This is a genomic window from Methylocystis sp. Sn-Cys (assembly GCF_016745395.1).
In the GTDB taxonomy this organism is placed as follows: domain Bacteria; phylum Pseudomonadota; class Alphaproteobacteria; order Rhizobiales; family Beijerinckiaceae; genus Methylocystis; species Methylocystis iwaonis.
The window spans coordinates 1-24,144 of record NZ_JAERVJ010000010.1 but is presented as its reverse complement, the minus strand read 5'-3'; the positions used below and the strand labels follow the sequence as shown (position 1 = coordinate 24,144).

The window sequence follows — 24,144 nt, the reverse complement described above, 5'->3', positions numbered from 1 at the left end:
CTTCTACTCACATCTTCGCGGCCCAAGCCGCCACGGGGGCGCCGAGAGGCCTTGGCCACAAATGGGCAGGACTGGGCAAGGAATTTTTATCATATTCAGTTCAAGCTCATAGCGAGTGCATTGGCGAGAACCAGATGAACTTGGACGTGCAACTTATCGAGCCGAGCGAAGCGCGCCCGAGGGCGGTCGAGCAGTTGCAGTCGAAGACGCTGGTCAACCCCATCTCCGGGCTCGCCAACGACTACCTCAACCTGTTCAACGAACTCGTCATGATTCTCGAGCAGATTCCGATCATGCCGGAACTATTCGAGGATCTCTGCGCCTGGCGTCCGGTCAGCTATCAGGAATATTTCCGCCGCTCGCCGCTTCCCGGCCGGCATTCGGCGCTGGCGGCCTATGAGGAGCTGAGCCCGAATTTTCGGCGTCGTTTCGAGACCTTTGTGGCTGAGCTCGACGTCATCGCGCTGGCGAGCGTCGCCGCTGTCCGGCGGCAGCTCCGCGACGGAGGGCCGCAAGATATGGAGCGCCTCCAGACGACCTGCGCGCGCGGCGGCGAAAAGATGCGTGTCATCCTTCTGCGCGCCTCCCGCCTGGTCAATTACGCCAATATCGAAAGCTGAAGGACGCTATCTGCCGCGCGCAAAGAAGGCCGAGAGTCTCTCGCGCGTCGTGGGGGAGGCGAGCGCCTGCGCGAAAAGGGCGGCTTCTTCGTCGATTCGGGCCAAAATTTCCGCCGGATCGCCGCGCATCAGCCGCCGCGCCGCGAGGAGGGCTGCGGGCGGCTTTTGCGCAAGCTTCTTCGCCGCGGCCATCGCCGTTTCGAGCACCGCCTCCGGTTCGGCCAAGGCGTTGACCAAGCCGAGCCGGAAGGCGTCCTCGCCTGAGAATGCCTCTCCAGCCAAGAGATATTGAGACGCCCGCGCCATGCCGAATCGCCGGGGAACCAGGAGGCTCGCCCCGGCCTCCGGCACGAGGCCAAGATCGATGAAAGGCATGCGAAGCCGCGCCTGCGGGGTCGCATAGACCAGGTCGCAATGGAAAAGCATGGTCGCGCCGACGCCGACGGCGTCGCCCGCAACGGCCGCGACCATGGGCTTTTCAAAGACCGCGAGCGTTCGCACGAATGCAAGCGCCGGGAAATCTTCCGGTTTTTCCATAAAGTCGCGGAAGTCCCCGAGATCGTTCCCGGCAGTGAAGTCCGCCCCTATCCCTGAGAAAACGACCGCGCGGACGGCCGCGTCGCAGCGCGCCTCGTCGAGCGCTCCGATGAGCGCCAGGTAGCTTTCGCGGTCGAGCGCATTCTTTTTTTCCGGCCTGTTGAAGGCGAGCCAAAGGGCGCCCTCGCTGCGCGAAATCAAAACCTTCTCGGACATTTCGGAACCCGTTTTGTCCAATTTCAGAGGGGCTTGTCAGAATTCGTCCATCGAGCGCAGCCCCTCGTCGCTCGCGCCGGTGATCCGCCGCGACGGCCTCGCCGAGACGTCGAACGCCGCGAACCGCCTCCCGCCAAGATTGTGGCTCGTTGCCAATTCGAAAAGTATAATTTATGGGGGATAATGGCGCAAAGGTGCGGCCCAGGCGGTGGGGAATGGGCGACTTCTTCACATCGATTTTTGGAAATCCCGCGCAGCGCACGCAAAGCTTCCTTCGAGGCGCGGAGCTCCGCCTGATCGACAATATCGTCGAATCATTGCCGGCGCGTGTCGAAGCGATTCAGCTTTCGGGCGTGGGCGCGTGCGGCGCCCTGGTCGCGTCGATCGCCCTGATTGCGTGCAATCATTTCCCGCACGCCATATGGATCGTCCCCATTGCTATGGCGATTAATTGGTTCGGCCTCTCTGTCGATCTGCCGCTCGCGCGCAAACGCCAGCAGGAAGCTGCCGCGGAGGGCATGGCGCATCATCTCGGCGAGATATTTTCCCATCTCTCGGTTTTGATCGCTTATGGCTTTTCGCCTTTTTTCACTGTGCGCGCGGCGACCGTCGTGGTGATCTGCTACCTGCTCTTCGCGGCCTACGCCTATATTCGCGCGGCGACCCGCCATGTCGAGCAAATGGCCTATATCGGGATCGGCGTGACGGAATTTCGGATTTTACTGGCTTTTTGGCCCTTCGCCGCCGTCCTCCTGGGCGTGCCGCAGAGCCTTGGGGATAAGCAGCCCGCCATCGACGTCGCGGTCTTGTCGCTTGCCGGATTTGCAATTATCGGCTTGCTCGCGAAGCTTTTCTTCGATGGCCGGAAAATCACGGCGGCATCCGGGCGCGACGACTAATGTTTCGCCACAAAGTCCTCGCATGTTCGGCCAAAGAATAGGCGCGGCTGGACAGTATTAAGGTTGCCGCAACCTTACCAGACGATCCTTGGCGTGGTGTCAGTAAACCTTAATAATTAGCTGTGACATAAGCGCCACATCACAAGGGAATCGCGATGGGCGGAGTTTAATAAACCTGTCCGGTTCTTGGTTCGGTGGTACGCTTTCTGTTAGTTTTGGGCTCCCCTCCTTTGGAGAGCCTCGACGCGGTTGGAGTGGCTTTGACAACTTTTCGTCTCGATCTACTCAAGCACATTTCTCTTCTCGCCATGTGCGGCGCGCTCGCCGCATGCGGAATCACGCCGGCGAGCGGGCCGTCGCGCGACGAGATGGTGAAGGGCGTTTCGGCGATGGCGCAGGATGGCGAAGCGCCTTTTGCCTGGGTGGAAGTCGACCGGCACACACTGGATATTCTCGCGCGTCGGGCGCCGCCCACTCTGCGCGGCTTCTTCGGCGATTATCGCCCCTCCGCGTCGCAGGTCATCGGCATGGGCGACGCTCTGCAGATCACCGTATGGGAGGCGGCTTCCGGCGGGCTGTTCTCAGCCGGCGAGTCGGCCGGCGGCGTCAGCCCGGGCTCCCGCTCCTCCCTCATTCCCGAGCAAATCGTTGGGCACGACGGCTCCGTGACAGTGCCTTATGCGGGACGCATCCAGGTCGCCGGGCGCACGCAGCAGCAGGTCGAGACCGCCATTGTCGAGCGTCTGCGCGGAAAGGCGATCGAGCCGCAGGCGCTCGTGAATGTTACGCGGAACGTCACCAACACGGTGACTGTGACGGGAGAAGTGGCGAATGGCGCCCGCGTCCCGCTCAATCTGCGCGGCGATCGAATTCTCGACGTTGTCGCCCAGGCCGGCGGTTACCGGTCGCCTGTCCACGAAACCTTCATCAGCGTCACGCGCGGCAGCCGGACCGCGCGCGCGCCGCTCCAGGCGCTTTTGGCGAACCCGAGCGAGAATATCTATGTGCGTCCGGGAGATATACTGACAGTTGAAAGCCGGCCGCAGACATTTACTGTCGCGGGCGCCGCTGGCGCGAACGCCGTAATCCCCTTCGACGCGCGCGGCATTACGCTGGAGGAGGCGATCGGCAAGTCGGGCGGCCTGAACGACAACCGCGCGGATCCAGACGGCCTGTTTGTTCTGCGCTACGAGCCGACGACGCTCGTCCGCGAGTTCCCGAATGTTTCTCCGCAGCTTTTGCAGCAGCCGCAAATCCCGGTCGCCTATCATTTGAACATGAAGGACCCGACCGCGCTCTTCGCGGCGCGCCGATTCGCAGTCCGCGACAAGGACATCATCTACATCTCCAACGCGCCTTTGGCCGAGATCGGCAAGGTGGTGCAGCTCGTCCAGATGGTCGCGCAACCGGCAGTCCAGGGGATGGCGGTCAGCCGTATCGGCCATTGATAAGCTAGAGGTTTTGTAGGATAAGGGTCGAGATGAGGCGAATCTATTCTTGACCTTGAACAGTTGTGAGGGCCAATATCATGGGCGACGCCTTATATGACGCTCCTTGGCGGCGTCTCACATTTCGGATCGTACAACTTTTCAATGAGCGACATGGACGTAACGGCGGCTCATTGCGACACGTTGTTCCAGGAGGGAGCCGTGGCCAACGTTAGGATAAATGATAGTTTGCTAGCTCGGGCCGAACGCGCGGCGCTTGCGGCGCTGGTTCGTCGCTTGCCCGGCTGGACGACGCCGGACCATTTGACGGCGCTGGGATTGGTCGGGGCGGTTTTGACCTCGGCGGGCTTTATCGCTTGCTGGTGGACGAAATGGTTTCTCGTCGCCGTGGTTGCGGGGCTGGCGCTCAACTGGTTCGGTGATTCGCTCGATGGGACGCTTGCCCGCTATCGGCAGATCGAGCGCCATCATTACGGGTATTTTATCGATCATTCCGCAGATCTCATCGCGCAGACGCTGATTGTCATCGGCCTCGGCTTCTCTCCCTTCTTCACGATTCCATCCGCGCTTCTGGTCCTGTCGCTCTATCTTCTGATGAGCTCCTACACCTATCTGCGCGTGGTTACCGAGAGCGTCCACCGCTTGTCCTATGGCGGGATGGGCGCGACGGAATTCCGTATTCTTGTCGCCGCATGGGCGCTCATCGCCGCCTGGGTCGGACCTGTTGTTTCCACCGGCCGGATCTATTCCTTCGTCGGCCTAGACGTCGTCATCGGCTTTCTCTCGGCCTGCACTTTCTGCGGTTTCGTCTGGATCGTGCGCAGCGACTTGAATCGCCTGCAGAAGGAGGAGCGCGCTGCTCAGAAAGCGTCATCCCCCGCCGCTGTTCTGCAGGAGCCCTTGTTCGATATTCCCGAAGTCGATTTGGCGGAACAGACAGCCCAGTAACGCCAATTCCGTTCGAGAAGCGCATTGGGGCCCTGTCATTCCCTCGGGCAAAGAAAATCCAGAGCCACAAATGCGCTGGTTTTGCCCGACCGCTCGATGCGCGAGCATGGGGAACGACGCCGAACCGGTCGGGCCTCGAATAATTGGGAATTCGAGATCGAGCAGCGGCGGTCATTGACCTTTCGATCAATGCTCTGCTTTTTAGCAAATCCTCTTTTTTTCACTGCAACGCTCGAAAACCACACGCCCTATTTATAGAATGCCGAAGCGCAGAGACTTTGGTGGTGTTTTAATAGCGCCATTGGGCTGCGATAATGCTTTGGCGCTGGGGAAACATGTCTAATAATAGTCTTGTGCTGGTCACGGGCGCGAGCGGCTTCATTGGGGGCGCGGTCGTCCGGCTCTTGATTTCAAAGGGCCTTCCGGTGAGAGCCCTGGCTCGGACCTCGAGCATTCGCGAAAACATCCCCGACGCATGTGAGGTTTTCGAGGGCGACGTCACCGACGAGGAGAGCGTCCGCGCGGCGATGCGCGGCGTCGGCCGCGTTTTTCACCTGGCGGCCGATTATCGCATTTGGGCCCCGGATCCGACATCGGTGTTCCGGGTCAATGTCCAGGGCGCCGAGATCGTGATGCGCGAAGCGATGCGCGCAGGCGTCGAGCGCGTCGTCCACACGAGCAGCGTCGCAACGCTCGCCGCCGCCAATGGCTGCGTCTGCACCGAGAACGACCGGCTCTCCCCGGAAAAGGCGATCGGCGCTTATAAACAAAGTAAAATTCTCTCGGAACATCTCGTCGAACGGATGGTCGAGAAAGAGGGGCTGCCGGCCGTTATCGTCTGCCCCTCGGCGCCTCTGGGGCCGGGCGACGTCAAGCCCACGCCGACCGGCCGAATTGTGTCCGAGGCCATGCGCGGGGCGATGCCCGCCTATGTCGAGACCGGGCTCAATATCGCGCATGTGGATGACGTCGCGGCGGGCCACCTCGCCGCCATGGAGCGAGGCGAAATCGGCGAGCGTTATATCCTGGGCGGTGAAAACTTGACTTTGTGCGACTTGTTGACTGAAATTTCCCGTGTCACGGGCCGGCGTGGCCCACAGTTCAAACTGCCGGCGACCCCTCTGATGCCGCTGGCCTATGCCAATGAATGGGGCGCGCGCCTCTTGGGGTACGAGCCTTTTCTCCATTGCGATAGCCTGAAGATGTCCCGAACGCGCATGTTTTTCGACGATCGAAAAGCCCGCCGTGAGCTCGGTTATACGACCCGGCCGGTGCAATGCGCCGTGGAGGACGCCGTCGCCTGGTTTCGCGCCGCCCCGCGCCGTTCCGGTCGCAAGAGCGCATGAGGCGGTCGCTCGCGACCGCCGCGCAGATTTTCCTCATTTTTCTTGTCCTTACGGGCGCTTGCGTCGCAGGGGAGAAGCCGAGCGGCTTCGATTTTTGCGCGCCGCCTTCGCGGCCCCTCTGCATCGACGCGCCTGTCGCCGAGGACGCCTGCGACGCGCAGGTGCAGGCCTTCATCAAGACGGTCTTCCGCTATCGCGAATGTCTGGACAAAGAGACGCAGCGAGCGGTTCGCGAAGCCAACGACGTGCTGGAAGCTTGGAAATGCCGCACGGGCGCTCTGACGTGCCGCTGACAGACGCGGCGGCGGCCCCAGTCATCTATGACGTGACCCGGCTCGTGACGCGTGCGCTCAATCCCTCGCCCAATGGAATTGATCGCGTCGATTTCGCGCTTGCCCGCCATTTTCTCGCAAAGGGCGCGACGCCGCTGGTTTGCACCGCCTTGGGGCCGCGCCTTTCCGGCACGCAAAAAGCGCTCGCAACCATTGAGGCGATTGAAGCCTATTGGCGCGAGGCGGCCGACGCGGACGAGGACGCTGTTTACCATTCCGTCGTTGCGGCTTTGGCGGGAGAGGGTGCTGGGCCGGGCGCGATTCGCCACGACCGCAAGCCGGGCGTCGAGCGGGTGTCGCGCAACTGGCGCGCCTTGCGCGACTGGGCGTTTCATCTCGGCCGGCCGATCAGCGAGGCGCCCGACGGCGCCGTCTATTTCAACGCCACGCAGTTTTTGCTCGACCGCCAGTGGTATGTGCGATGGCTGCAGGCGCGCCCGGATGTGAAGCCGGTGGCCTTTATCCATGATTTGCTTCCTGTCCATCACCCGGAGTTTTTTCGTCCTGTCGAGGCTACGCTGCATCCGCGCCGCAACCGCAACATCGCGCGATTGGCGGCCGGCGTGGTTTCGGCCTCCTGCGCCGTAGCCGAAAGATTCGCGGCTTTTGCAGCCGAGAATGGCCGTGCCGATATTCCGGCCTGCGTGGCGCCCTTGCCGGTCTCACCCGTTTTCGAGACGCCCTCGGCGCCGCCCGAGGCGCTGGGCGGGCGGGATTATTTCATCGTCTGCGGCACCATCGAGCCGCGCAAGAATCACCTCTTGCTGCTCAATGTCTGGCGCGAGCTCGCCAAGAGCGGCGCGGCGCCCAAGCTCATCATTGTCGGCAAGCGGGGCTGGCTCAATGAGAATGTCGTCGACATGATGACCCGCTGCCCATCGTTGCGCGCGAATGTCATCGAAGCAGGGGGCCTCTCGACGCCGGGGCTGCGTCGTTTGATGGCGGGCGCCCGCGCGCTGCTCATGCCCTCCTTTGGCGAAGGCTTCGGCCTTCCGGTGGCCGAAGCGCTGACCGCGGGCGTTCCGGTCATCGCTTCCGATCTCGACGTCTTTCGAGAGCTGGGGGGCGATGCGCCCGATTTTCTTGATCCGCTCGACGGCCTTGGGTGGCTTCAAGCGGTGCGCGATTATAGGGGCCCGGATTCTCCTCGCCGCGCAGCGACTCTGGCGCGGATGGGAGCTTCCACGATCAAAAACGATCCGTCGACTTTTTTCGAGACGATCGAGCGATTTGTCGCGACGATTTCGCCGAGAGCGAATTGAGGGACAGCAAGGCTCAGTACCCCGTCATCTCCAGATAGCCCTCGCCGGCTTGTGAGCCCTGGAATGAGATGGGCCCTTCCCAGTAAGCCCAATTCCCTCCCATCCAGCTTTTGGGGTTGAGCGGCGTTGTTTCTATGTCGAGGCCGCGGCTCTTTACTTGCACGCGCCAGCGCGTCGGCAGGCTGTGGGCGCCGATCGCCGTCTGCGCCAGCGGCGTGAGCGAAATATCGTCGGCTGCAAGCTGCTTCGTGGCGCCGTCTGCCGAGATCCAATTGCCAGAGACATAGTCGCGCGGGCCACGGAAGCGGAAGAGCATGAGCGCGTCGCCATTGGTGAGATGCAAGGAGAACCAGTCCCAGCCTTTTTGATCCGGCGCGAGCGTCTGGCTGCTCCACTCGCGGTCCATCCAGGCGCGCCCGGTGACTGCGATGTCGCGTCCGTGTAGTTTCAGCGTTCCGCCGACCGAGAAGAAGGGCTGGCTGTAATAATGCGAGGCTTGGCCGGTTTCAGCCTTTTGGCTGAAACCGGCGTCGCCTTGCAATACGAAAGGCCCGCCGCGTGTGAGATCGAGCGAATAGGAAAACTCGGGCCCCCGCGCAAAGGCGCGCGCCTTGCCGAAGTCGACGCCCTCGGCCTCGAAAGACCAGTCGTCGATATAGGCCTTGAACGGGTCGGCCTCGACGCCCGCCGTTCCAACGCCGCCGCGGGATCTGGTCTCGGCGAAAAGGTGCTCGTTCGCGCTGGTGACGGCGGCATGGGCCATCCAGACATTGCGGTCGTCCCAACCTTCGTTCTGTTGGCGCGGCGGCTCGAGTCCGAAGCGAAAGAGCGTCCACTGCATGCCATAGGCGGCCCCGTCGGCGCCATGCAGATTGGCCGTGAGATACCACCATTCGGTGCGAAAGCGCGGATGCGCGCCATGGTCTTTGGGGAAAACAATCGGCGTTCCGCGCTTGGGCATATCGAAGCCCGGCGCCGCGTCGCCGAGCCCGCTATAGCTTTGCGCCATCGCGGAGGCGGGCAAGAAAGCGAAGAGGAGGGCCAGGATCTTACGCGTCGCGGTCGAGCGGCCTAAACCGGGGGGCGTCATTCCCGACGGGCCGGAGGCCCGATCGGGAATCCAGAGCCACATTGGCGGCTTTGCTCTGGATTCCCGATCGCTCGCTTGCGCGAGCGTCGGGAATGACACCGTGGCTTGCAACCAACCGTCGCCATTGTTGGTCGGTGAAGTCCTACCGTTCATTGGCGAACACCTTCAACAGATCGACCGGCGCGCAGCGCGCCAGACGCAGGGCGGGGATCGTCGCTGCAAAAAGCGCAGTGAGGAGCGCGACGACAAAGACCGCGCCCCATTGCAACGGAAAGACATGCATCGGCAGGCGCCAGCCGAAGGCGGCGACATTGACGATGGCGACGAGGCTCCAGGTCATGAAGAGGCCAAGGGGAATTGCGATCAGCGCCGCGCCCGACGCAAACAGCAGCATGCGCAACAGCTCGAGCCCGGCGAGCCGACGGCGCGTGACGCCAATCGCCCACACCGGCGCAATATGCGCGAGTCGCAGATTGCTGAGCGTCAGCAGGCTGGCAAAGAGCGCGATGGCCGCGACGATAAGGGTGAGCGTGTCGAGCGCCGTGGTGACGGTGAAGGTCCGCTCGAAAATATTGGTCGAGATTTTCTTGATCCCGGCATTGTCGATGAGGCGCGCGAGCTTTGGTCCGAAGCGGCTTTGCATCTTCTCCATCAAGGGCGCGACATTCGCCGGCGCCACGCGCAGTGAATAATGCACGCCGGAAGCGTCCGAGAAATGCTCGGCGAGCCTCGCATGGTCGATCCGCAATTGCCCTTTCGGATTGCCGTAGTCGGGGAAAATGCCGACGACCTTCGCGCGCCATAAGTTTTGCGGCGTTGGAATGTCGAGCATGGCGCCGAGGCCGATTTTCAGGCGCCGCGCGAGCTGTTCGCTGATGAGCGCGGCGTCTTCGTCGTGCAGCGCGCGCCAGGCGTCCTCGCCGCCTTCGAGCAGGGTGAAATGCGCGGAATAGGTCTGATGCGGCGCCAAGCCGATGATTTCGACGGGCCAGTCGGAAATGCGCGTCTTCGTGCGCCAGACAGGTAGAATGGCGGCGATCTCCGGCTGCTCCTTCGCCCAGGCTTCGATCTCGCGCGCGTCAGAGGGCGTTGCGGCTTCGAAATAGACCTCGGCGACCAGACGTTGATCCAGCCAGCCCGTGAAGGTCTGGCGGAAGCCTTCGACCATGCCGCCGACGCCGATATTGGTCGCGAGCGCAAGAAGCAGCGCCGTCAAAGCGAGCGAGAGACCGGGGATCTCCTGCCGGCCATCCGCAAAGAACCAGCGCGCCAGCGGGCGCTGCGCAAGGCTTTCCCCGACCCATAAGATCGCCGCGAGCGCCACGGGCAGGAAGAGGGCTGCGGCGAGCAGCGCGAGCGCGATGACGGCGAAGCCCATCGCCAGCCCTTCGGCGAAAGAATAGGCGAGCGTCGCGCCGACGAGCGCGAGCGCCGCAAGCGCAGCCTGTCGGCGCAGATAGCGGTGGTGCGCATCGCGCCAAGCCATCGGCCGCGCCACTGAAAGCACGGGCAGCCGAAGAGTCTTCGATAAGCCGCTTCCCGCCGCGAGCAGCGCGCCGGCGCCGGCCATGCCGAGACCCGAAAGCCACCAGCGCGCGTCGAGCGCCAACTGTCCCGGAAGCTGCGCGCCATAAAGCCCTTCGAGGCTCGCGGCGACATCCGGCAGCAGCGCGGCCGCGATGAAATAGCCGCCGACGACGCCGAGCCCGCCCGCCAGAAGCGTGAAGGCCGCAAGCTCGCAAAACAATGCGGCGACGAGCGCGCGAATCGAGACGCCGAGCGCGCGCAAGGTGCGCACCATCGGCAGGCGCTGCTCGAATGCCAGCCCGAAGGAGGCGTTGACGATGAAGAAGCCGACGAGAAAAGCCAGCAGGCCAAAGGCGGTGAGATTGAGATGGAAACTATCGGTGAGGCGCGAGAGATCGCTCTCCTCGTCCGGCTCGACGAGCCGCAGCTCATCGCCCGCAACCGCCGTCAGCCGCGTGGCGTCGAGCCGGGTTTGAGGCGGCAGGATCAATCGCGAGAGGCGGGACGGCTTGTCGAGCGCCTTTTGCGCGACGCCGATGTCCACGATGACGGCGCCGGGCGGGGCGGCGCCGATGGCGTAGACGGGCGGCAGCGTAAAGCCGCGCTCCGTCACGATCCGCGCGCCCTCCGAGATGTGCAGATCGCGCAAGGTTTGCGGGGCGGCGAAACTCCGGCCCTCGCCGGTGAGAATATTCGTCGCCTCCTTGCTCTCGCGCAATGGCGCGAGCGTCGTCGCGGCGGGAAGCGTGACGGGCTCTATGCCGATCAGTCGAATATTCCGCGCGCCGACCCGAGCCGTTCCTTCCAGCGCGGGCGAAACCTTCACCCCGGCGCGCCGCAACGTCACGAAGAGCGACTGCGGAAAAAGCCCGCCTCTCGTCGAGACGATATTCTGCGCGCCGCCGCCGGTGAACACGGCCGCCGCGTTGTCATAGCTCCTGCGCGCCTGGGCGTTGAGCGCCTGCACGCCGCTCCACAGCGCGGTGGCGATGGCGAGACCGAGCACGAGCATGGCGAGATTGGTGGGGTGGCGACGCCAATGGCTGAGCAAAGCCGCCAGCGCGAAGAACGTCTGCCTCATGATGTCGCGAGCGCTCCGGCGACGAGCCGCTCCCGGCGCGACAAAAGCGCGGCGAGACGAGCGCTATGGGTGACCATGAGAAAAGCGCAGCCCGTCTCGGCGACGAGCTCCAGCGTCAACGCCAGAACGGCGTCGCCGGCCGCTTCGTCGAGATTGCCGGTCGGCTCGTCGGCCAGCAGAAGCTGCGGCCGCGCCGCCAGCGCCCGTCCGACGGCGACGCGCTGCTGCTGTCCGCCCGAAAGCTGCTCGGGATAGCGCGAGACGAGAGCGTCGAGGCCGAGGCGATGCGTGAGCCGCGCCTGCCAGTGTGGATCGAGGCGCCCAGCAAGCCGGGCTTGAAAGGCGAGGTTCTCGGCGACCGTGAGGCTCGCAATAAGATTGAACTGCTGAAAGACGACGCCGATCGTCTCGCGGCGCAGCGCGGCGCGCGCCTGTTCCGGCAGCCCCGTGATGTTGACGCCATCAAGGATGATTTCACCGCCATCGGCGTCATCGAGCGCGCCGATCAGATGCAGCAGCGTGCTTTTTCCGCTACCCGACTCTCCCATCAGCGCGAGCGTCTCGCCCGCTGCGAGCGAGAGGCCGACGCCGCGCAGCACGGGCAGCGCGCCTTGCGGCGTCGCGTAGGATTTGCGCAGATTGACGACGCGCAGCAGCGGAGCTGAAAGCGTGTCCAGCGAGGCCGTTTCAGCGCGGGTCGACGGAGCGTGCAAGCGAAAGGCCTCTATATGATGGTTGCGGGAGCCCAACCATCATATAGGCGAAAGCGTCTCGCTGCGCCCGTCGCATTTACGACAATCGGGGAGAATGCATCCCGCTCGCGCTGGCAGCTCCTTCCGCGAGCGCTGCGATGACCGGCCAGCCGACGCTTCCCGCTGGATCGACGATCGAGAGAATCCTGAGCTGCGCGTCCGCCGTGCTCCGATCGCCGCGTTTCAGCTCGATGAAGGTCAAGGCCTTCAGCGTGAAGAGCGCAAATCGCGCCGGACCGTCCGTATGGGATTGGCCCGCCGGCCAGAGCTTGGGATCGTCCGGCCAGCCGGCCTGGCGCGCCGCCTCCCGCATGCCGTCCAGCGCGGCGGCTTTGGCGGTTTCGAGATTGCCCATGTATGTGTGGATTTTATACAGGCAGAAATAGGCGGCGAGCGCTTCTGGCGCGAGATCCAGCGCTTGTCGAAACAAGCGATCCGCGCGCGCTTTGTCGCTGCGATAAGCGACGACGCCCTGCTGCAGCAATGTGTCTACCGGCCCCGGCAGGGTCCCGAAATCGACGCCCTCCACCTCGCGAAAAATATCCATATCGGCGGCCATCCATCCGTAAATTTCCCCCATCGCGCCGTCGCAAACATGGCGCCAGCAAGAGGGGGCGGAGAGAGGCTGTGGTATTTTGCGTCGTGGCGCTTAAGCGTTAAGAAGCCGAGCATGAGCACGATTGCGCCGCACAAGAAAATCGAACAGGCCGAGACCCGCGAGCCTTATGGCCTCGCCGCGCTTCTCTTTCTCGCCACTGCGTTGGCGCTCGCCTGCCCCTGGCTCTCCGGCCGCGTCACCATCCCATGGGACGCGAAGGCGCATTTCCAGCCGCAATTCGTCTTCCTGGCGCATGCGCTGCATTCGGGCCAGTCGCCGTTCTGGACGCCCAATGTCTTTGCCGGCATGCCGCAGATCGCCGATCCTCAGTCGCTGATCTTCGCGCCGTTTTTCCTTCTCGCCGCCGCGCTCGTCCCAGAGCCGTCCTTTGTGCTGGAAGACGCCATCGTCTTCGGCATGCTGGCGATGGGCGGCCTCGCGCTGGTGGCCTATTTCCGCGATCGCGGCTGGAGTGCGGCGGGCGCTTTGATCGCGGCGCTCGCTTTCGCTTTCGGCGGCTCGGCGGCCTGGCGCATCCAGCACACGGGCCAGATCATGAGCTTCTCATGGCTGCCGGTGACATTATGGCTGTTCGCGCGCGCGCTCGATCGCCGCTCGGCGGCCTATGGCGCGGCGGCCGGCGCGGTCGCGGCCTTCATGGTGCTCGGGCGCGATCAGGTGGCGTATTTGAGCGTGCTGATGCTAGCGGCTTATGCGCTTTACCGGATCGCAACCGACGACGCCCCCGTCGCTTCCGCCATTGCGCCGCTTCTCGCCGGCGCCGTCGTCGGCGCGGCGATCATTTTTGTGCCGCTCGCCTTCACGCTGGAGCTCGCCGCTAACTCCAATCGGCCCGAAATCGATCTCGACGGCGCCTATAAAGGCTCGCTGCCGCCCGCGTCCTTTTTCACGCTTCTTTCGGCCAATATGTTCGGGACGGATGGGCCGCTTGCCGCCTTTTGGGGACCGCCAGTCGGCGAGCCGGACCTTTTCCTCGCCCGCAATATGACCAACGTCTATGCGGGGGCGATTCCCCTCGTCGCCGCGCTCGCTGCGCTGGGGCGCGGCTTCTTTGCGGAAAGGGAAGCGCGCTTCTTCGCCGGCGCTCTTCTCTTCTTCTCGCTCTATGCGCTCGGCCGCTACACGCCCGCTTTCGCCTTTTTCTACCATATCCCCGGCGTCGATCTCTGGCGCCGGCCGGCCGACGCCACTTTCCTCTTCGGCTTCGCCTTCGCGCTCCTCGCCGGCTATGCCTTCACGCTCATCGAGCGTCGTGTGGCGGCGCCGCGTCCGCCTCTGCTCATCGGCGCCCTGGCGGGGCTTTTCGCGCTCGCCATCGCTTATGCCGCCAAAAGGGAGCATCTCGCGCAAGCCCTTGCGCCGCTCGCCATCAGCGCCGCTTTCGTGGCGGGCGCGACGGCGTTGGTCATCGCGGTGGGCGCCGGGCGGCTGCGGGGCTTCGCGCTGCTGGCCGCCGTCGCAGCGCTCGCGACGGCCGATCTCGCGGTCAGCAACGGCCCCAATGAGTCGACCGCTTTGCCTCCGGAGCAATTCGACGTCCTTCGCACAGATTCGAAAGACCCGGTGATCGCTTTCCTCGAGGAGAAGCTGAAAGAGAACGCAGCGCCGGATCGCCGTGACCGCGTCGAGCTTGCGGCGATCGACTTCCACTGGCCCAACGCCTCGCTCGTCCATGGGCTCGACCACGATCTCGGCTACAATCCGATCCGTCTAAAGATCTTCGAGGACGCGACCGGCGCCGGCGACCATGTGGCGCTGCCGGAGCAGCGCGAGTTCTCCAAGCTCTCTCCCGCCTATCGCTCGCCGCTCTCCGACATGTTGGGCCTGCGTTATGTCGCGACGGGCGTGCCGATCGAGGCGATCGACAAGCATTACAAGCCGGGCGACCTGCAAGAGCTGACGCAGATCGGCAAGGTCCATCTCTACGAGAACAAAAGCGCCTATCCGCGCGTGATGGTCGCGACCTGCGCCATGCATGTCGATTTCGCGCGCATGGTCGCGACGGGCGAATGGCCGGAAGCCGACTATCGCGAAACGGTGCTGCTCGAAGAGCCGCCGCTCTGCCATACGCGTAAGGGTCTGCCGCCCGACGCCGCGCGGGCGCGGCTCGTTTCTTACGGCAATACGGAGATCGTGGTCGAGACCAACGCCCCGCCCGGCGGCGGCTGGCTCATTCTCAACGACGTCTGGCATCCCTGGTGGTTCGCGACGCTCGACGGCGAGGCGGCGGAGATTCTGCGCGCCAATGTGCTATTCCGCGCGGTGCCGATTCCGGAAGGGCGGCACGAGGTGCGCTTTACCTTCCAGCCGGTTCCGGGGCTGTTGCGCGAGATTTCGCGCAGGCGAGGGCAAAGGTCGGGCGTTTAGGCCTTTATGGGCAGTCCGGGTCCCAGATAAGTCGGCCGAGATCGGTCGACTCGACATTGCGATCCATGGGGCACTCGGGACAGGCGCTTCTGTTAGGTTTGTTCCGGCACTTGGAACATTGCCGGATGAGAGCGTTCGCCGTTTCAAGATCGAGCTTCAAAGCGTTCAAATCGTTCAACGTCTCATCTATCCACTCCTTTAGCTCGCCGAGCAGCGTGGAAACGCTCACTGCGGCCTCCGCGCCGCTCGCGCAGCCCTCGCGAACTCGGGCAAGCCGCTCTATGTCGCAGAGCTCTGTTCCCAGCCGCGCCAGGCGCAACGCGACCTCGAGGCGCTTCGCATCCTTCTCGCGGTACAATCGGGTGCCGCCGGGCGTGCGCTCCGGCGCAATCACCCCTAGCTCCTCGTAAAGCCGGATCGTTCTGGGCGTCGTGTCGAGCCGTTCGGCCAGCTCGCCGATTTTCATGACATCCCTCCGGTCGCGAGGGGGGAGGCGTATAGCCATATTGCCAACTTTCTTACGTTAGCGTTAGATTGTGTCGTTGAGATAGATAATCACGAAGCCGAGGCCGAAAGGGCCTCGCTTCATATTTTCTGCCCGGATTCCGATCGAGGAGCCAACCCTATGAGAAAATGGCTTTTGCCGCTTGTCCCGGTTTTTGCGCTCGCTTCCTCATCGCACGGCGAGGAGACGAATGCGCCAGGCGGCGGGCGCATCGCGCTGCCCCCAGCTTATAAAAATTTCCGGATGATTGGCGTTTCCCAGCGCTCGGATGACCAAAGCCTGCGCGCCATTTTGGGCAATGACATCGCTGTCGAAGCGGCGCGCGCCGGAAAGATAAACCCCTGGCCAAACGGCGCCATTCTCGCCAAGCTCGTCTGGAAACAGAAGCAAAGCGGGCAATTTCCCGCGGCGACAGTCCCCGACGCCTTCAGCAGCGCCGCCTTTATGATCAAGGACGACTCCAGATACGCAGCCACCGCCGGCTGGGGCTGGGGCGAATGGGTTGGTTTGCAGCAAAAGCCTTATGACAAGGCCGGTTTCGCCCAAGAATGCGTGGCCTGCCACTCAACCGTGAAAGATCAGGACTGGGTCTTCACGCGACCGACGCCACTTCCTTAGTGGTCACCCGAGGAAATGAAGAGAGCCCGGCGCTTGGGCGCCGGGCTCTTTCTCATGCGACATTCACAGCGAACTCAGAACTTCAAATTCGTCGCCACATAAAACGACCGCCCCATCCCCGGGACGGCGATGCCCCAGGGCGGCGCGATCGGCAAAGGCCCCGACATTGTCGCGCCGGCGCCGATATAGGCGCCGCCGAGCGGCAAATAATAGAACGTGTTGAAGAGGTTATCGATGCCGACATCGACGCGGAGCTTGCCCCATTCATAGCTCGAGCGCAGATTGAACAAGGCATAGGCCCCGGTCTTCAATTCGTTCCGGACCTGCTCGATGTTTTTCTTAGCGCCGACGAACTGCCCCTCGATCGCATTCGTCCAGCCGCCCATTTTTTGTTCGAGTGACAGTTTCGCATTGACTGGCATCATTTGATAGAGATTGCCGCCGGTCGTTATGTTCTGGCCATTGACGTAAGCAAGGATGCCTTTCGCCGTGAAGTCGCCGAGGGGCGTGTCTTTCGCCAACACCGCGCGGCCGGAAAGATCAGCGCCGAAGATGCGGGCGTTTTGATTCACGAATTGCAGCGACGTAAACCCATAGGTGTTGTACGGATTGTTCATTGGCGACGTTCCGCACACTGAGAACGGGCACCTTTGAACGTCGATGTAATTCGAGATGTAGGTGAAATAGGGCGTGAACGTCAGGTTCATGCTCCCATTGGCGTCATGCCAGTCCGCCGTCGCGCTGATCGTGTTGGCGACTTCCGGCTTCAGGTTCAGATTGCCGATATAGAAGTTTCCGTCGCCGAACCACCCGATCATTTCCATCGCCATCAGGCCGTTGGACCAAGTGTAGCGTTCGAAGAGATTGGGCGAGCGGCTCTTCAATGAGTAACCGAGCGAATAGCTCTGCGTTGCGCTCGGCGTGTAGGTGGCCTGCGCCGTTGCGTTCCAGTTCTGATCGGTGCGCGAGCGGTCGGCAAGATTGAAACGGGTGGCGGGGAATATCGGCTTGGAGTCGTAGGCGGTATTGTAGCCGTGCACCGGCCCTGCGTTCATCAGGACGGTGTCGCTGCGAAAGCCGAATTGGGTCGTCCACTCCCGATTCCAATGCGACTCTAGCTCTGCATACACGTCAAAACGGTCTCTCTGCCCGTTATTGATGTTTATGAAAGTATCAGGGGCCATGCCGCCCATTGTGAATCCCCGGGGGAGAACGGCGGGGGACGGCGGCCACCATTCATTGTAGCGGTACTGCTGATATTCTGCGCCAACGCGCAAAATATCCCGCTCCGTCACATTGATGCTGGCGTTGATTTTCGCGCCGGTGTTTTGCGCCTTGGTGTCCATCGGCATGCCTGGCGCGACGATGGTGTTCACGGTGCCGTAGAAGAACTGCTTATCCTCGCCGAAGTCCATGATGTGGCGGACGGTCTGATGATAAACCTGCGCGTCGAGTAGGCCCCACTCATATTGGCCGTCGTAGCGAAGATTGCCCTGGATGCTGCGGTTTTCCGTCATATCCATGCGCTGGTTGGGGTACCATTGATATGGAATATGCTGGAAACCGAGATTGAGTCGTAGCTGATGGTTTTCGTGCCGCCATGCAAAGCCGATGTCGTGATTCTGGGTTTGGTAAGCGCTTCCGCCAACCTCATTGCCGGTCAGCCAGGGCGTGTAGGCGCCGAGCCGGGTGATCGGGAAGGTCGAGGGAGGCGTGAGAAAAGCCGACCATGCGGGATGGAAATCCGCGGCGGCCTTATAATTCTGCGATTGTGCGTAGGAGCCGTTGTAGGTCACGCTGAAATTATCGGTCGCCACAGTCGCGGAGAGATGACCGCCGAGGGCGTTCCCGTTGCTGCGATAGAAAGCGCCGGCCTCGCCCGTGACGAGCACCTGCTGGCCGGGGGCCGCGTATATCGGCGCCCGTGGATCGACGCGGATGGTTCCGCCGATGCTGTCACCGCCGACGCTGACGGGGACGACGCCGGGATAGACCTGGATTTTCCCGACATTGGACGGGTCGATGTAGGAAAGCGGCGGGTTCATGTGATTGGCGCAAGCCGCCAGAATGGGCATGCCGGCGACGGTGACATGCAAGCGGTCGTCGGCGAGCCCGTCGAGGACCGGCAGGCTGGAGACGCCGCCCGCGTTGTAGACAAAAGCGCCCGGCACATCACGAAGAAGACTCGCGGTATCATTCGTCGTCGCGCTTTGTGCTACGACATCGTCGATGACCGTCGAGACGCCGGCAGGCTGGCTGATGTTGCGCCCTGCAGGCGCGGGCGGGTGAGGCGTCGCAACCGCCGTCGTCGGACGGGCGGCTGTGGTGCGCGCGCGGCGCGCGGCGCCGATCTCGATCGGCGGCAGCGGGTGTGCGTGCACGCCGCTCGCGTCGCTGCGCCTTCCTGTGTCTGCTTCGGCGAGCACGATGGAAACCGATCGGCCGCCCTGATCGATTTCGAACGTCAGCCCTGTGCCGATCAGCAGCTTGCGCAAGGCGCCGTCGAGCGTGTGCTGGCCGGAGACGCCGGCGGTCTTCAAGTGACGCGTGAGGGCGGCGTCATAAAGGAGCTGCGCGCCGCTCTCGTCCGCCAGCACATTGAGCGCATCGGCGACGGAGCCGGCAGGAATTTCATAGGCTTGCGGCGAGACATGCGCGCGCGCCGGCGTACTGTCGATGCCGAAGGCGGAAGAGGCGGTGATGAACAGGCCGATCGCCGTCGCGGCCCTTGTCGGGTTTCCTCTCCAGATGCTGAATTTTTTTCTTCCCGCCATTTTGGCCTCCTCGTTTCAGCGGTGTGGGCGTTTCGCCCGTCCCCAAGACGCGGAGGTTCGAAAAACAGGATAGCGAGAAGCAGAGAATAAGCTCGGTGTGATATTTTTATCACGAATGCAGAAGGATCAAATAATCCGAAACATGGATGGATTTGATGCCGAGATAGGTTTCGATGGCGCGCACGGCGTCGAGCGGTTGATTTGAGCGGAACACGCCCGTCACGCGTCGATCTCTGATTTCCGAATTGGCGACGACGATAAGGCCGTGATGGAAGCGGCTCAGCGCGGCGATAACCTCGCCCAGCGGCTTGTCCTTGAAAATGAGCTTGCCACGCCGCCAGGATGTGACGCTCTCCGAATCCACCTCATAAGGCGGAATGGCCGGAAGGCTCGGGCCATAAGCGGTCTGTCGGCCAGGGTTGACGAGGACCGAGGCGCCTTCTGCCGTCACCTCGACGCTATTTTCCGTGGCCGTGACTTCTATGCGCGTCTTATTGATCGCGACGTCGAAGGCTGTCCCCCGCGCCGTGATCGCCCCGCCGGCGGCCTCGACGGTAAAGGGGCGGCTTGGGTCTTTCTCGACTTCAAACCAGGCTTCGCCCCGCATCAATATCACGCGTCGCTGGTCGCCGGCATAATTCAACGCCAAGGCCGAGGCGGCGTTCAAATGCGCGCGCGATCCGTCCGGCAGAGTGATGGCCCGTAGCTCTCCGACGCCCGTGCGGAAATCCGCCTGACGCCAGATCCAAAGCTCGTCGAACGAGAAAAAGAGGCTGATCGCCGCCGTCGCGATCGCGCCGGCCAGCCAAAGCCGCTTGCGCCGGCGGCGCGGTGGCTGAGTTGAAAGGTAGTTTCTTACCGCGTGCCGGGGCAACGCCTGCCATGAGCCCCAGAAATCGCAGGCCTCCTCGAAGGCGGCTTCGTTCCTCGGATCGCTGGCGAGCCATGCGCGGAATGCCGTAAGCTCGGAGGCAGACAAATCTCCCCCGTCGACGCGAACCCACCAGCCGATCGCCGCGTCGAGGCGTTCCGAGGCCTGGGGATCGTCGGACTTGCGCTCAGCCATAAACTGTTTCTAGCATTTCTATTTCAACGCCTCCTTCAACTCCTTGAAGGCCGCGCGCAAGTGCTTCTCGACCATATTGCGCGATATGCCAAGCCGCCGCGCAATTTCCTCCTGATGCAAATTCTCGAACCTGCGCATGATGAAAACCTCGCGGCGCCGCGGCGGCAAGGCGTCTAAAGCCTCGAAAAATCGCGAGGTCGATTGTTCGGCTTCGAGTCGGGCGATCGGGGAGGCGGTCGGCCCCACGAGATCATCGACGGTCAGGCCAGCCACGACATATTTGCTTTCGGTTCGTCGTCGCCGGGCGAGGTCTTTCGCCAAATTGGCGGCCGTGATGTGCAGCAGCGAAGCCGGATTTGCGACCGCTCCGCTTTCGGCATGGCGCAAAACGCGGAGCACCGCCTCCTGCGCGAGATCGGCGGCGTCCTCCGCTCCCACCCTGCGCGTGAGGAATCGAAGTACGTCCCGAGATTGGCGCGCGATCTGTTCGCGAAGGGAATCAGAAAAGGACATTGGATATGTCCACGGTTCAGAGACCGATGACTGGGTCGCTATGCCCTCGCAAACGGCGACGTTCGAAGCCATCGAGCAGAATAATGAAAGGTCCGGCGAGGTCCGCGCGGATGATGAAAACGATATGCGCCTGTTAGAGAAAATCCGGGGGCGCGCGGGACGACCAGGAACTCGCCCAGCCGCTTTGTCGACGCGGCGGATCGTTGCGAAAGGGCGGCGTTTCGCTGCGCGCGCTTTCGACCGGAGCTGCGACAAGAATCGCCGCGACGCTCAAACGGGCGATAAAGGCGAGAACGCCATTGCGCCCGCCGCCCTGGCAACATTGCGCCCAACAATGCGTCTGGTGGTGGCGCGATGGCGCCTGGCCGTCGTCGCCTAGCGGGGTCTGCGAGCACCTGTCGAAATGGCTTATCGCGTCCCCGCCGAAATCGGCGGGCGCCGCATAGCTCAGATTCTGGATCGCGAGCAGGCATGCGATCACGACGGCGCAAATTGCACTGAGAGAAAGATGCCGCGGTGGCGAGAGCAGAGCCATGAATCCAATTAATTCCCTCGATCGCGGCGCGTCAACGATCCGGGCAAGGGTTTCGTTGGATTATGCTGCTATCGCGACGCCACCTGCGCATAAACCGCGTCGATCCTCGCCCCGCTGTTGAGCCCCTTATGGATCGAGATCGCGAGCCCTTCGGCGCGCGCTTCCGCCTCGATCCGCGCGACCATCTCCCGCGCCGCCGCCTCGCTCTCGACGAAGGCGAAGCCCGTCGGGCCCCATGAGGTCTGGCCGCCGCCGGTCGCGCCTTCACGCGACAACCGCCCGACCGCCGCTTCGACCTTGGCGCTGGTGAAGCGCCGGCCGCCCTGTTTGGGGGCGAAGTAATCGCCGACGATCTCCTGTATCCGCGCCACAGCGGCCCCGAAGGCCGCCAAGTCCCGCTCGGCGAGCGCCGGCAGCGCCTGCATCAGCACGAGGCGGCACAGCTCGCCGCTTTCCGCCGCGCTGGATGGCGGCAGCGCCACAAAGGCCTCGCGTTCGTCCGCGCCATGCAGGCCCACGCAAGTCGGGTCGCAAATGAGCAGCACGCGCCACGCTTCGGGAAACGCGCTCCTGGCGATGACCGGCGGCGTCAGCGTCCCCGGCCCACGCCCGCCGTCGACCACGACGCCGCCGGTGACGAAAAGGCCCGCGCCCAGCCCCGAGCGCGCGCCGCGCGACATGAGCGCGGCGTCGGCCGCCGAATCATGCGGCAAATCCTCCAGACGGCGCAAGGCGGCCGCGATCGCCAGCGCGAGCTGGGTGCCCGAGCCGAAGCCGGAATGGGCGGGAATGGCCTCGTGGATCGTCAGCGCATGGGCGGCGCCCGGCGCAAGCGCCGCCTGCGCCCGCGCCAGCAACTGCGCGCCGCGCGCGCTCTCCGGCCCTTCGACGCTATTCTCTTCGGCGCGGGCGAGGGTCAGCCGCGTGGCGGGCGCGTCGAGGGAGAGGCCGAGCCCCCCGAATTTGCGCCCGAGCCCGCCGTTCATGTCGAGAAAACCGAGATGTAGCCGGGCGGTGGCCGCGACGCTCACTGTGGCCGCCATGTCGTTCCTTGTGTCGATCGAGCAAGACTTCACGCTCGTTTAGGCTATATCTGGCTCAGGCGAAAGAAGTTGCGCCGCCGCAAAAGCGATCGGCGGCAAGGGGAGGCGGCATGAGCGAGGAAGAACGGGCGCTGCCCGAGAACGAGATCGTCGAGCGTCTTGGCAAGGAACTGCCGCACTGGCGCTACGAAAACGGCTGGATTCGCCGCAAATACAAGACTCATAGCTGGAAGGGCACGCTGATGGTGATCAATACGATCGGCCATCTCGCCGAGGCCGCCTGGCACCACCCCGACATCGCCGCCTCCTACGCCTGGGTCGAGGTCAAGCTCATGACCCATACAGCGAAGGGCGTGACCGACAAGGATTTTGCGCTGGCAAAAAAGATCGAGGAGGTCGTCGGCTGGCGCCCCGGTCAGGAGGGCGGGCCCCTCGAAGGGACGCCCGAGACGGACCAGCGCTTCGCCTATATCAAATATGACTGAGGCCCTTTCTTTCGACCGGGAGGCGATCGCCGCCGCCCGGGACCGCTTTTTCGCGCCCATTGGCCGGCGCCCGGTCATCATGGGGATCGTCAATGTGACGCCCGATTCCTTTTCCGACGGCGGGCTATTCGCCTCGCGGGACGCAGCCCTCGCCCAGGCGAGAAGGCTCGCGGCCGAGGGCGCGGACATCGTCGACGTCGGCGCCGAATCGACGCGTCCGGGCCACACGCCTGTGGCCGCCGAAGATGAATGGGCCCGGCTGGAGCCGCTGCTCGCCGCCTTGGTGCGGGAAGCGGGGGCGCCGGTCTCGATCGACACCTATAAGGCCGCGACCGCCCGCCGGGCGCTGTCGGTCGGCGTCGCCATCGTCAATGACATTTGGGGATTGCAGCGCGATCCCGACATGGCGCCGGCGATCGCCGAGGCTGGGGCTGGGGCGGTGGTCATGCACAACCGCGACGCGACCGAGCCCGAGATCGACATCGTTTCGGATATGCTGCGCTTCTTCGAGCGTTCGCTCGAGATCGCGCGGCGCGCGGGCGTCTCCGAGCGGCATATTGCGCTCGATCCCGGCATCGGCTTCGGCAAGAGCCGGCAGCAGAACTTTGAAGCCCTGCGGGCTGTGCCCGAGCTTCTGGCGCTCGGATTTCCCTTGCTGATCGGCGTCTCGCGCAAATCGATCTTCAAGGACTTGCCGGACGGCGGGGTCGAGGGGCGCCTCGTCGGCACGATTGCCGCCAATCTGATGGCGGCGGTCGGCGGCGCGCAGATTTTCAGAGTCCACGACGTCGCCGAGCACCGCGCGGCCTTCGAGGTTTTTTCGACATTGCGCGGCGCTGCGGCGAAGGGGTGACGCATGAGGGTGGGGTTTGGGCTCGGCAGCAATATCGGCGACAAGCCGGCCAATATTCGCAAAGCGTTGGATCTTCTGGAAACGCGCGGGATTGCGCGATTGACGGCGGCATCGCGGATCTACCGCACGCCGCCATGGGGCGTCACCGACCAGGGGGATTTCGCCAACGCCTGCGCGATTGGCGAGACAGATTTGTCGCCTTACGAGCTTCTCGCCGCCGTGAAGACGATCGAGGCCGACATGGGGCGCGAGCCGAGCCGACGTTGGGGGCCGCGGCTGATCGACGTCGACATCCTGTTTTTGGGCGACCACACGCTCGACGATCCAGAACTGACGTTGCCGCACAAGGAGTTATTCGGCCGCGGCTTCGTTTTGACGCCCCTTGTCGAGATCGCGCCCGATCTCGTGCTCGATGGAGCGCCGATCGCGGAAGCGTTGCAAAGGGTCAATTGCGACGGAGTCAGGCCCTGGAGCGAAGGCTGAACGGCCTACCCTCGATGGTCGGTATTGCCGCATCGCAGCATCCTGACCCCGAAAGACGCCCGAAAAGCGACGATGATGTCTCATAATGCTCTGGTTTTATGTGGATATTGCACCGTCTCAGAAAAATCCGCCATGCGCCCGAATCCGGACAGTAGGGTAGTGCTTTCCCTATCCACTGGGGTTGTTTGGACTATTCGATAGACAGTTGAATGCTATCCTGATGGG

At 63.4% G+C, this 24,144-nt stretch carries 23 protein-coding genes; 12 read left to right on the top strand and 11 right to left on the bottom strand.

The features are described from left to right. Positions 1 to 134 precede the first annotated feature (134 nt). Positions 135 to 620 carry a hypothetical protein gene (locus JJT62_RS16910; protein WP_202073958.1) on the top strand — a complete coding sequence of 162 codons (486 nt, stop codon included), beginning with the start codon at positions 135 to 137 and terminating at the stop codon, positions 618 to 620. A 6-nt stretch (positions 621 to 626) separates the two neighbouring features. Here JJT62_RS16910 and JJT62_RS16905 read toward each other — a convergent pair whose 3' ends face one another. Continuing rightward, on the bottom strand, positions 627 to 1,373 hold the full coding sequence (locus JJT62_RS16905) for an enoyl-CoA hydratase-related protein (RefSeq protein ID WP_202073957.1): 747 nt from the start codon (positions 1,371 to 1,373) through the stop codon (positions 627 to 629). 215 nt (positions 1,374 to 1,588) lie between these two features. On the opposite strand from JJT62_RS16905, the gene JJT62_RS16900 reads away from it, so the two are divergent. The 6 genes from JJT62_RS16900 to JJT62_RS16875 all read left to right on the top strand — a co-directional run bounded on the left by JJT62_RS16900 (position 1,589) and on the right by JJT62_RS16875 (position 7,608). After that, on the top strand, positions 1,589 to 2,272 hold the full coding sequence (locus JJT62_RS16900; RefSeq protein WP_202073956.1) for a hypothetical protein: 684 nt from the start codon (positions 1,589 to 1,591) through the stop codon (positions 2,270 to 2,272). Positions 2,273 to 2,526: 254 nt separating this feature from the next. After that, positions 2,527 to 3,720 carry a polysaccharide biosynthesis/export family protein gene (locus JJT62_RS16895; protein WP_370568579.1) on the top strand — a complete coding sequence of 398 codons (1,194 nt, stop codon included), beginning with the start codon at positions 2,527 to 2,529 and terminating at the stop codon, positions 3,718 to 3,720. Positions 3,721 to 3,921: 201 nt separating this feature from the next. After that, entirely contained in the window at positions 3,922 to 4,668 is a 747-nt protein-coding gene (locus JJT62_RS16890; protein WP_370568578.1) for a CDP-alcohol phosphatidyltransferase family protein, read from the top strand. A 335-nt stretch (positions 4,669 to 5,003) separates the two neighbouring features. Next, positions 5,004 to 6,014: a hopanoid-associated sugar epimerase gene (gene hpnA / locus JJT62_RS16885; RefSeq protein ID WP_202073955.1), complete on the top strand. Its 1,011-nt coding sequence runs from the start codon at positions 5,004 to 5,006 to the stop codon at positions 6,012 to 6,014. Continuing rightward, complete coding sequence (locus JJT62_RS16880; protein WP_210340710.1) at positions 6,011 to 6,307, top strand: hypothetical protein; 297 nt, start codon at positions 6,011 to 6,013, stop codon at positions 6,305 to 6,307. Before hpnA ends, JJT62_RS16880 begins: the two co-directional genes overlap by 4 nt. Further along, a complete protein-coding gene (locus JJT62_RS16875; RefSeq protein ID WP_370568577.1) occupies positions 6,298 to 7,608 on the top strand; it encodes a glycosyltransferase family 4 protein in 1,311 nt (436 codons plus the stop codon). The genes JJT62_RS16880 and JJT62_RS16875 overlap by 10 nt, the downstream gene beginning before the upstream one ends. Positions 7,609 to 7,621: 13 nt before the next feature. Here JJT62_RS16875 and JJT62_RS16870 read toward each other — a convergent pair whose 3' ends face one another. From JJT62_RS16870 to JJT62_RS16855, 4 genes are all read right to left on the bottom strand, one after another. Next, positions 7,622 to 8,698 (bottom strand): lipocalin-like domain-containing protein, encoded by a 1,077-nt coding sequence (locus JJT62_RS16870; protein WP_370568581.1) that lies wholly within the window; start codon positions 8,696 to 8,698, stop codon positions 7,622 to 7,624. A 142-nt stretch (positions 8,699 to 8,840) separates the two neighbouring features. After that, entirely contained in the window at positions 8,841 to 11,306 is a 2,466-nt protein-coding gene (locus JJT62_RS16865) for an ABC transporter permease (RefSeq protein ID WP_202073953.1), read from the bottom strand. Then, entirely contained in the window at positions 11,303 to 12,019 is a 717-nt protein-coding gene (locus tag JJT62_RS16860; RefSeq protein ID WP_246744965.1) for an ABC transporter ATP-binding protein, read from the bottom strand. Before JJT62_RS16860 ends, JJT62_RS16865 begins: the two co-directional genes overlap by 4 nt. Before the next feature lie 76 nt (positions 12,020 to 12,095). After that, entirely contained in the window at positions 12,096 to 12,605 is a 510-nt protein-coding gene (locus JJT62_RS16855; protein ID WP_202073952.1) for a M48 family metallopeptidase, read from the bottom strand. A 123-nt stretch (positions 12,606 to 12,728) separates the two neighbouring features. Here JJT62_RS16855 and JJT62_RS16850 point away from each other — a divergent pair, with 123 nt between their 5' ends. Then, positions 12,729 to 15,044 (top strand): hypothetical protein, encoded by a 2,316-nt coding sequence (locus JJT62_RS16850; RefSeq protein ID WP_202073951.1) that lies wholly within the window; start codon positions 12,729 to 12,731, stop codon positions 15,042 to 15,044. A gap of 4 nt (positions 15,045 to 15,048) precedes the next feature. Here JJT62_RS16850 and JJT62_RS16845 read toward each other — a convergent pair whose 3' ends face one another. Then, a complete protein-coding gene (locus JJT62_RS16845) occupies positions 15,049 to 15,510 on the bottom strand; it encodes a MerR family transcriptional regulator (protein WP_202073950.1) in 462 nt (153 codons plus the stop codon). A 159-nt stretch (positions 15,511 to 15,669) separates the two neighbouring features. On the opposite strand from JJT62_RS16845, the gene JJT62_RS16840 reads away from it, so the two are divergent. Next, a complete protein-coding gene (locus JJT62_RS16840; RefSeq protein ID WP_202073949.1) occupies positions 15,670 to 16,167 on the top strand; it encodes a cytochrome P460 family protein in 498 nt (165 codons plus the stop codon). Positions 16,168 to 16,241: 74 nt separating this feature from the next. Here the strand turns inward: JJT62_RS16840 and JJT62_RS16835 are convergent, their stop codons facing one another. The 5 genes from JJT62_RS16835 to JJT62_RS16815 form a co-directional block, all read right to left on the bottom strand. Continuing rightward, on the bottom strand, positions 16,242 to 18,941 hold the full coding sequence (locus tag JJT62_RS16835; RefSeq protein WP_202073948.1) for a TonB-dependent receptor: 2,700 nt from the start codon (positions 18,939 to 18,941) through the stop codon (positions 16,242 to 16,244). Positions 18,942 to 19,050: 109 nt separating this feature from the next. Further along, positions 19,051 to 20,007, bottom strand: coding sequence for a FecR family protein (locus JJT62_RS16830; protein ID WP_202073947.1), 957 nt, complete (start codon positions 20,005 to 20,007; stop codon positions 19,051 to 19,053). Between the two features lie 18 nt (positions 20,008 to 20,025). Then, entirely contained in the window at positions 20,026 to 20,520 is a 495-nt protein-coding gene (locus JJT62_RS16825; RefSeq protein ID WP_202073946.1) for an RNA polymerase sigma factor, read from the bottom strand. 133 nt (positions 20,521 to 20,653) lie between these two features. Further along, the gene (locus tag JJT62_RS16820) at positions 20,654 to 21,001 is read right to left on the bottom strand and encodes a hypothetical protein (protein ID WP_202073945.1); all 348 of its coding nucleotides are present in this window, start codon (positions 20,999 to 21,001) and stop codon (positions 20,654 to 20,656) included. A gap of 122 nt (positions 21,002 to 21,123) precedes the next feature. Continuing rightward, on the bottom strand, positions 21,124 to 22,098 hold the full coding sequence (locus JJT62_RS16815) for a beta-ribofuranosylaminobenzene 5'-phosphate synthase family protein (RefSeq protein WP_202073944.1): 975 nt from the start codon (positions 22,096 to 22,098) through the stop codon (positions 21,124 to 21,126). Between the two features lie 110 nt (positions 22,099 to 22,208). Here JJT62_RS16815 and JJT62_RS16810 point away from each other — a divergent pair, with 110 nt between their 5' ends. The 3 genes from JJT62_RS16810 to folK are packed head-to-tail and all read left to right on the top strand — an operon-like array spanning position 22,209 to position 23,919. Next, complete coding sequence (locus JJT62_RS16810; protein ID WP_202073943.1) at positions 22,209 to 22,583, top strand: 4a-hydroxytetrahydrobiopterin dehydratase; 375 nt, start codon at positions 22,209 to 22,211, stop codon at positions 22,581 to 22,583. Further along, positions 22,576 to 23,436 (top strand): dihydropteroate synthase, encoded by an 861-nt coding sequence (gene folP / locus JJT62_RS16805; protein ID WP_202073942.1) that lies wholly within the window; start codon positions 22,576 to 22,578, stop codon positions 23,434 to 23,436. The genes JJT62_RS16810 and folP overlap by 8 nt, the downstream gene beginning before the upstream one ends. Positions 23,437 to 23,439: 3 nt before the next feature. Next, positions 23,440 to 23,919: a 2-amino-4-hydroxy-6-hydroxymethyldihydropteridine diphosphokinase gene (gene folK / locus JJT62_RS16800; protein ID WP_202073941.1), complete on the top strand. Its 480-nt coding sequence runs from the start codon at positions 23,440 to 23,442 to the stop codon at positions 23,917 to 23,919. Positions 23,920 to 24,144 lie beyond the last annotated feature (225 nt).

Coding starts and splice junctions, on each gene's coding strand:
- JJT62_RS16910 (WP_202073958.1), top strand. CDS start 135: ATGAACTTGGACGTGCAACTTATCGAGCCGAGCGAAGCGCGCCCGAGG.
- JJT62_RS16905 (WP_202073957.1), bottom strand. CDS start 1,373: ATGTCCGAGAAGGTTTTGATTTCGCGCAGCGAGGGCGCCCTTTGGCTC.
- JJT62_RS16900 (WP_202073956.1), top strand. CDS start 1,589: ATGGGCGACTTCTTCACATCGATTTTTGGAAATCCCGCGCAGCGCACG.
- hpnA (WP_202073955.1), top strand. CDS start 5,004: ATGTCTAATAATAGTCTTGTGCTGGTCACGGGCGCGAGCGGCTTCATT.
- JJT62_RS16880 (WP_210340710.1), top strand. CDS start 6,011: ATGAGGCGGTCGCTCGCGACCGCCGCGCAGATTTTCCTCATTTTTCTT.
- JJT62_RS16870 (WP_370568581.1), bottom strand. CDS start 8,698: ATGACGCCCCCCGGTTTAGGCCGCTCGACCGCGACGCGTAAGATCCTG.
- JJT62_RS16865 (WP_202073953.1), bottom strand. CDS start 11,306: ATGAGGCAGACGTTCTTCGCGCTGGCGGCTTTGCTCAGCCATTGGCGT.
- JJT62_RS16855 (WP_202073952.1), bottom strand. CDS start 12,605: ATGGATATTTTTCGCGAGGTGGAGGGCGTCGATTTCGGGACCCTGCCG.
- JJT62_RS16850 (WP_202073951.1), top strand. CDS start 12,729: ATGAGCACGATTGCGCCGCACAAGAAAATCGAACAGGCCGAGACCCGC.
- JJT62_RS16845 (WP_202073950.1), bottom strand. CDS start 15,510: ATGAAAATCGGCGAGCTGGCCGAACGGCTCGACACGACGCCCAGAACG.
- JJT62_RS16840 (WP_202073949.1), top strand. CDS start 15,670: ATGAGAAAATGGCTTTTGCCGCTTGTCCCGGTTTTTGCGCTCGCTTCC.
- JJT62_RS16835 (WP_202073948.1), bottom strand. CDS start 18,941: ATGGCGGGAAGAAAAAAATTCAGCATCTGGAGAGGAAACCCGACAAGG.
- JJT62_RS16830 (WP_202073947.1), bottom strand. CDS start 20,007: ATGGCTGAGCGCAAGTCCGACGATCCCCAGGCCTCGGAACGCCTCGAC.
- JJT62_RS16825 (WP_202073946.1), bottom strand. CDS start 20,520: ATGTCCTTTTCTGATTCCCTTCGCGAACAGATCGCGCGCCAATCTCGG.
- JJT62_RS16815 (WP_202073944.1), bottom strand. CDS start 22,098: ATGGCGGCCACAGTGAGCGTCGCGGCCACCGCCCGGCTACATCTCGGT.
- JJT62_RS16810 (WP_202073943.1), top strand. CDS start 22,209: ATGAGCGAGGAAGAACGGGCGCTGCCCGAGAACGAGATCGTCGAGCGT.
- folP (WP_202073942.1), top strand. CDS start 22,576: ATGACTGAGGCCCTTTCTTTCGACCGGGAGGCGATCGCCGCCGCCCGG.
- folK (WP_202073941.1), top strand. CDS start 23,440: ATGAGGGTGGGGTTTGGGCTCGGCAGCAATATCGGCGACAAGCCGGCC.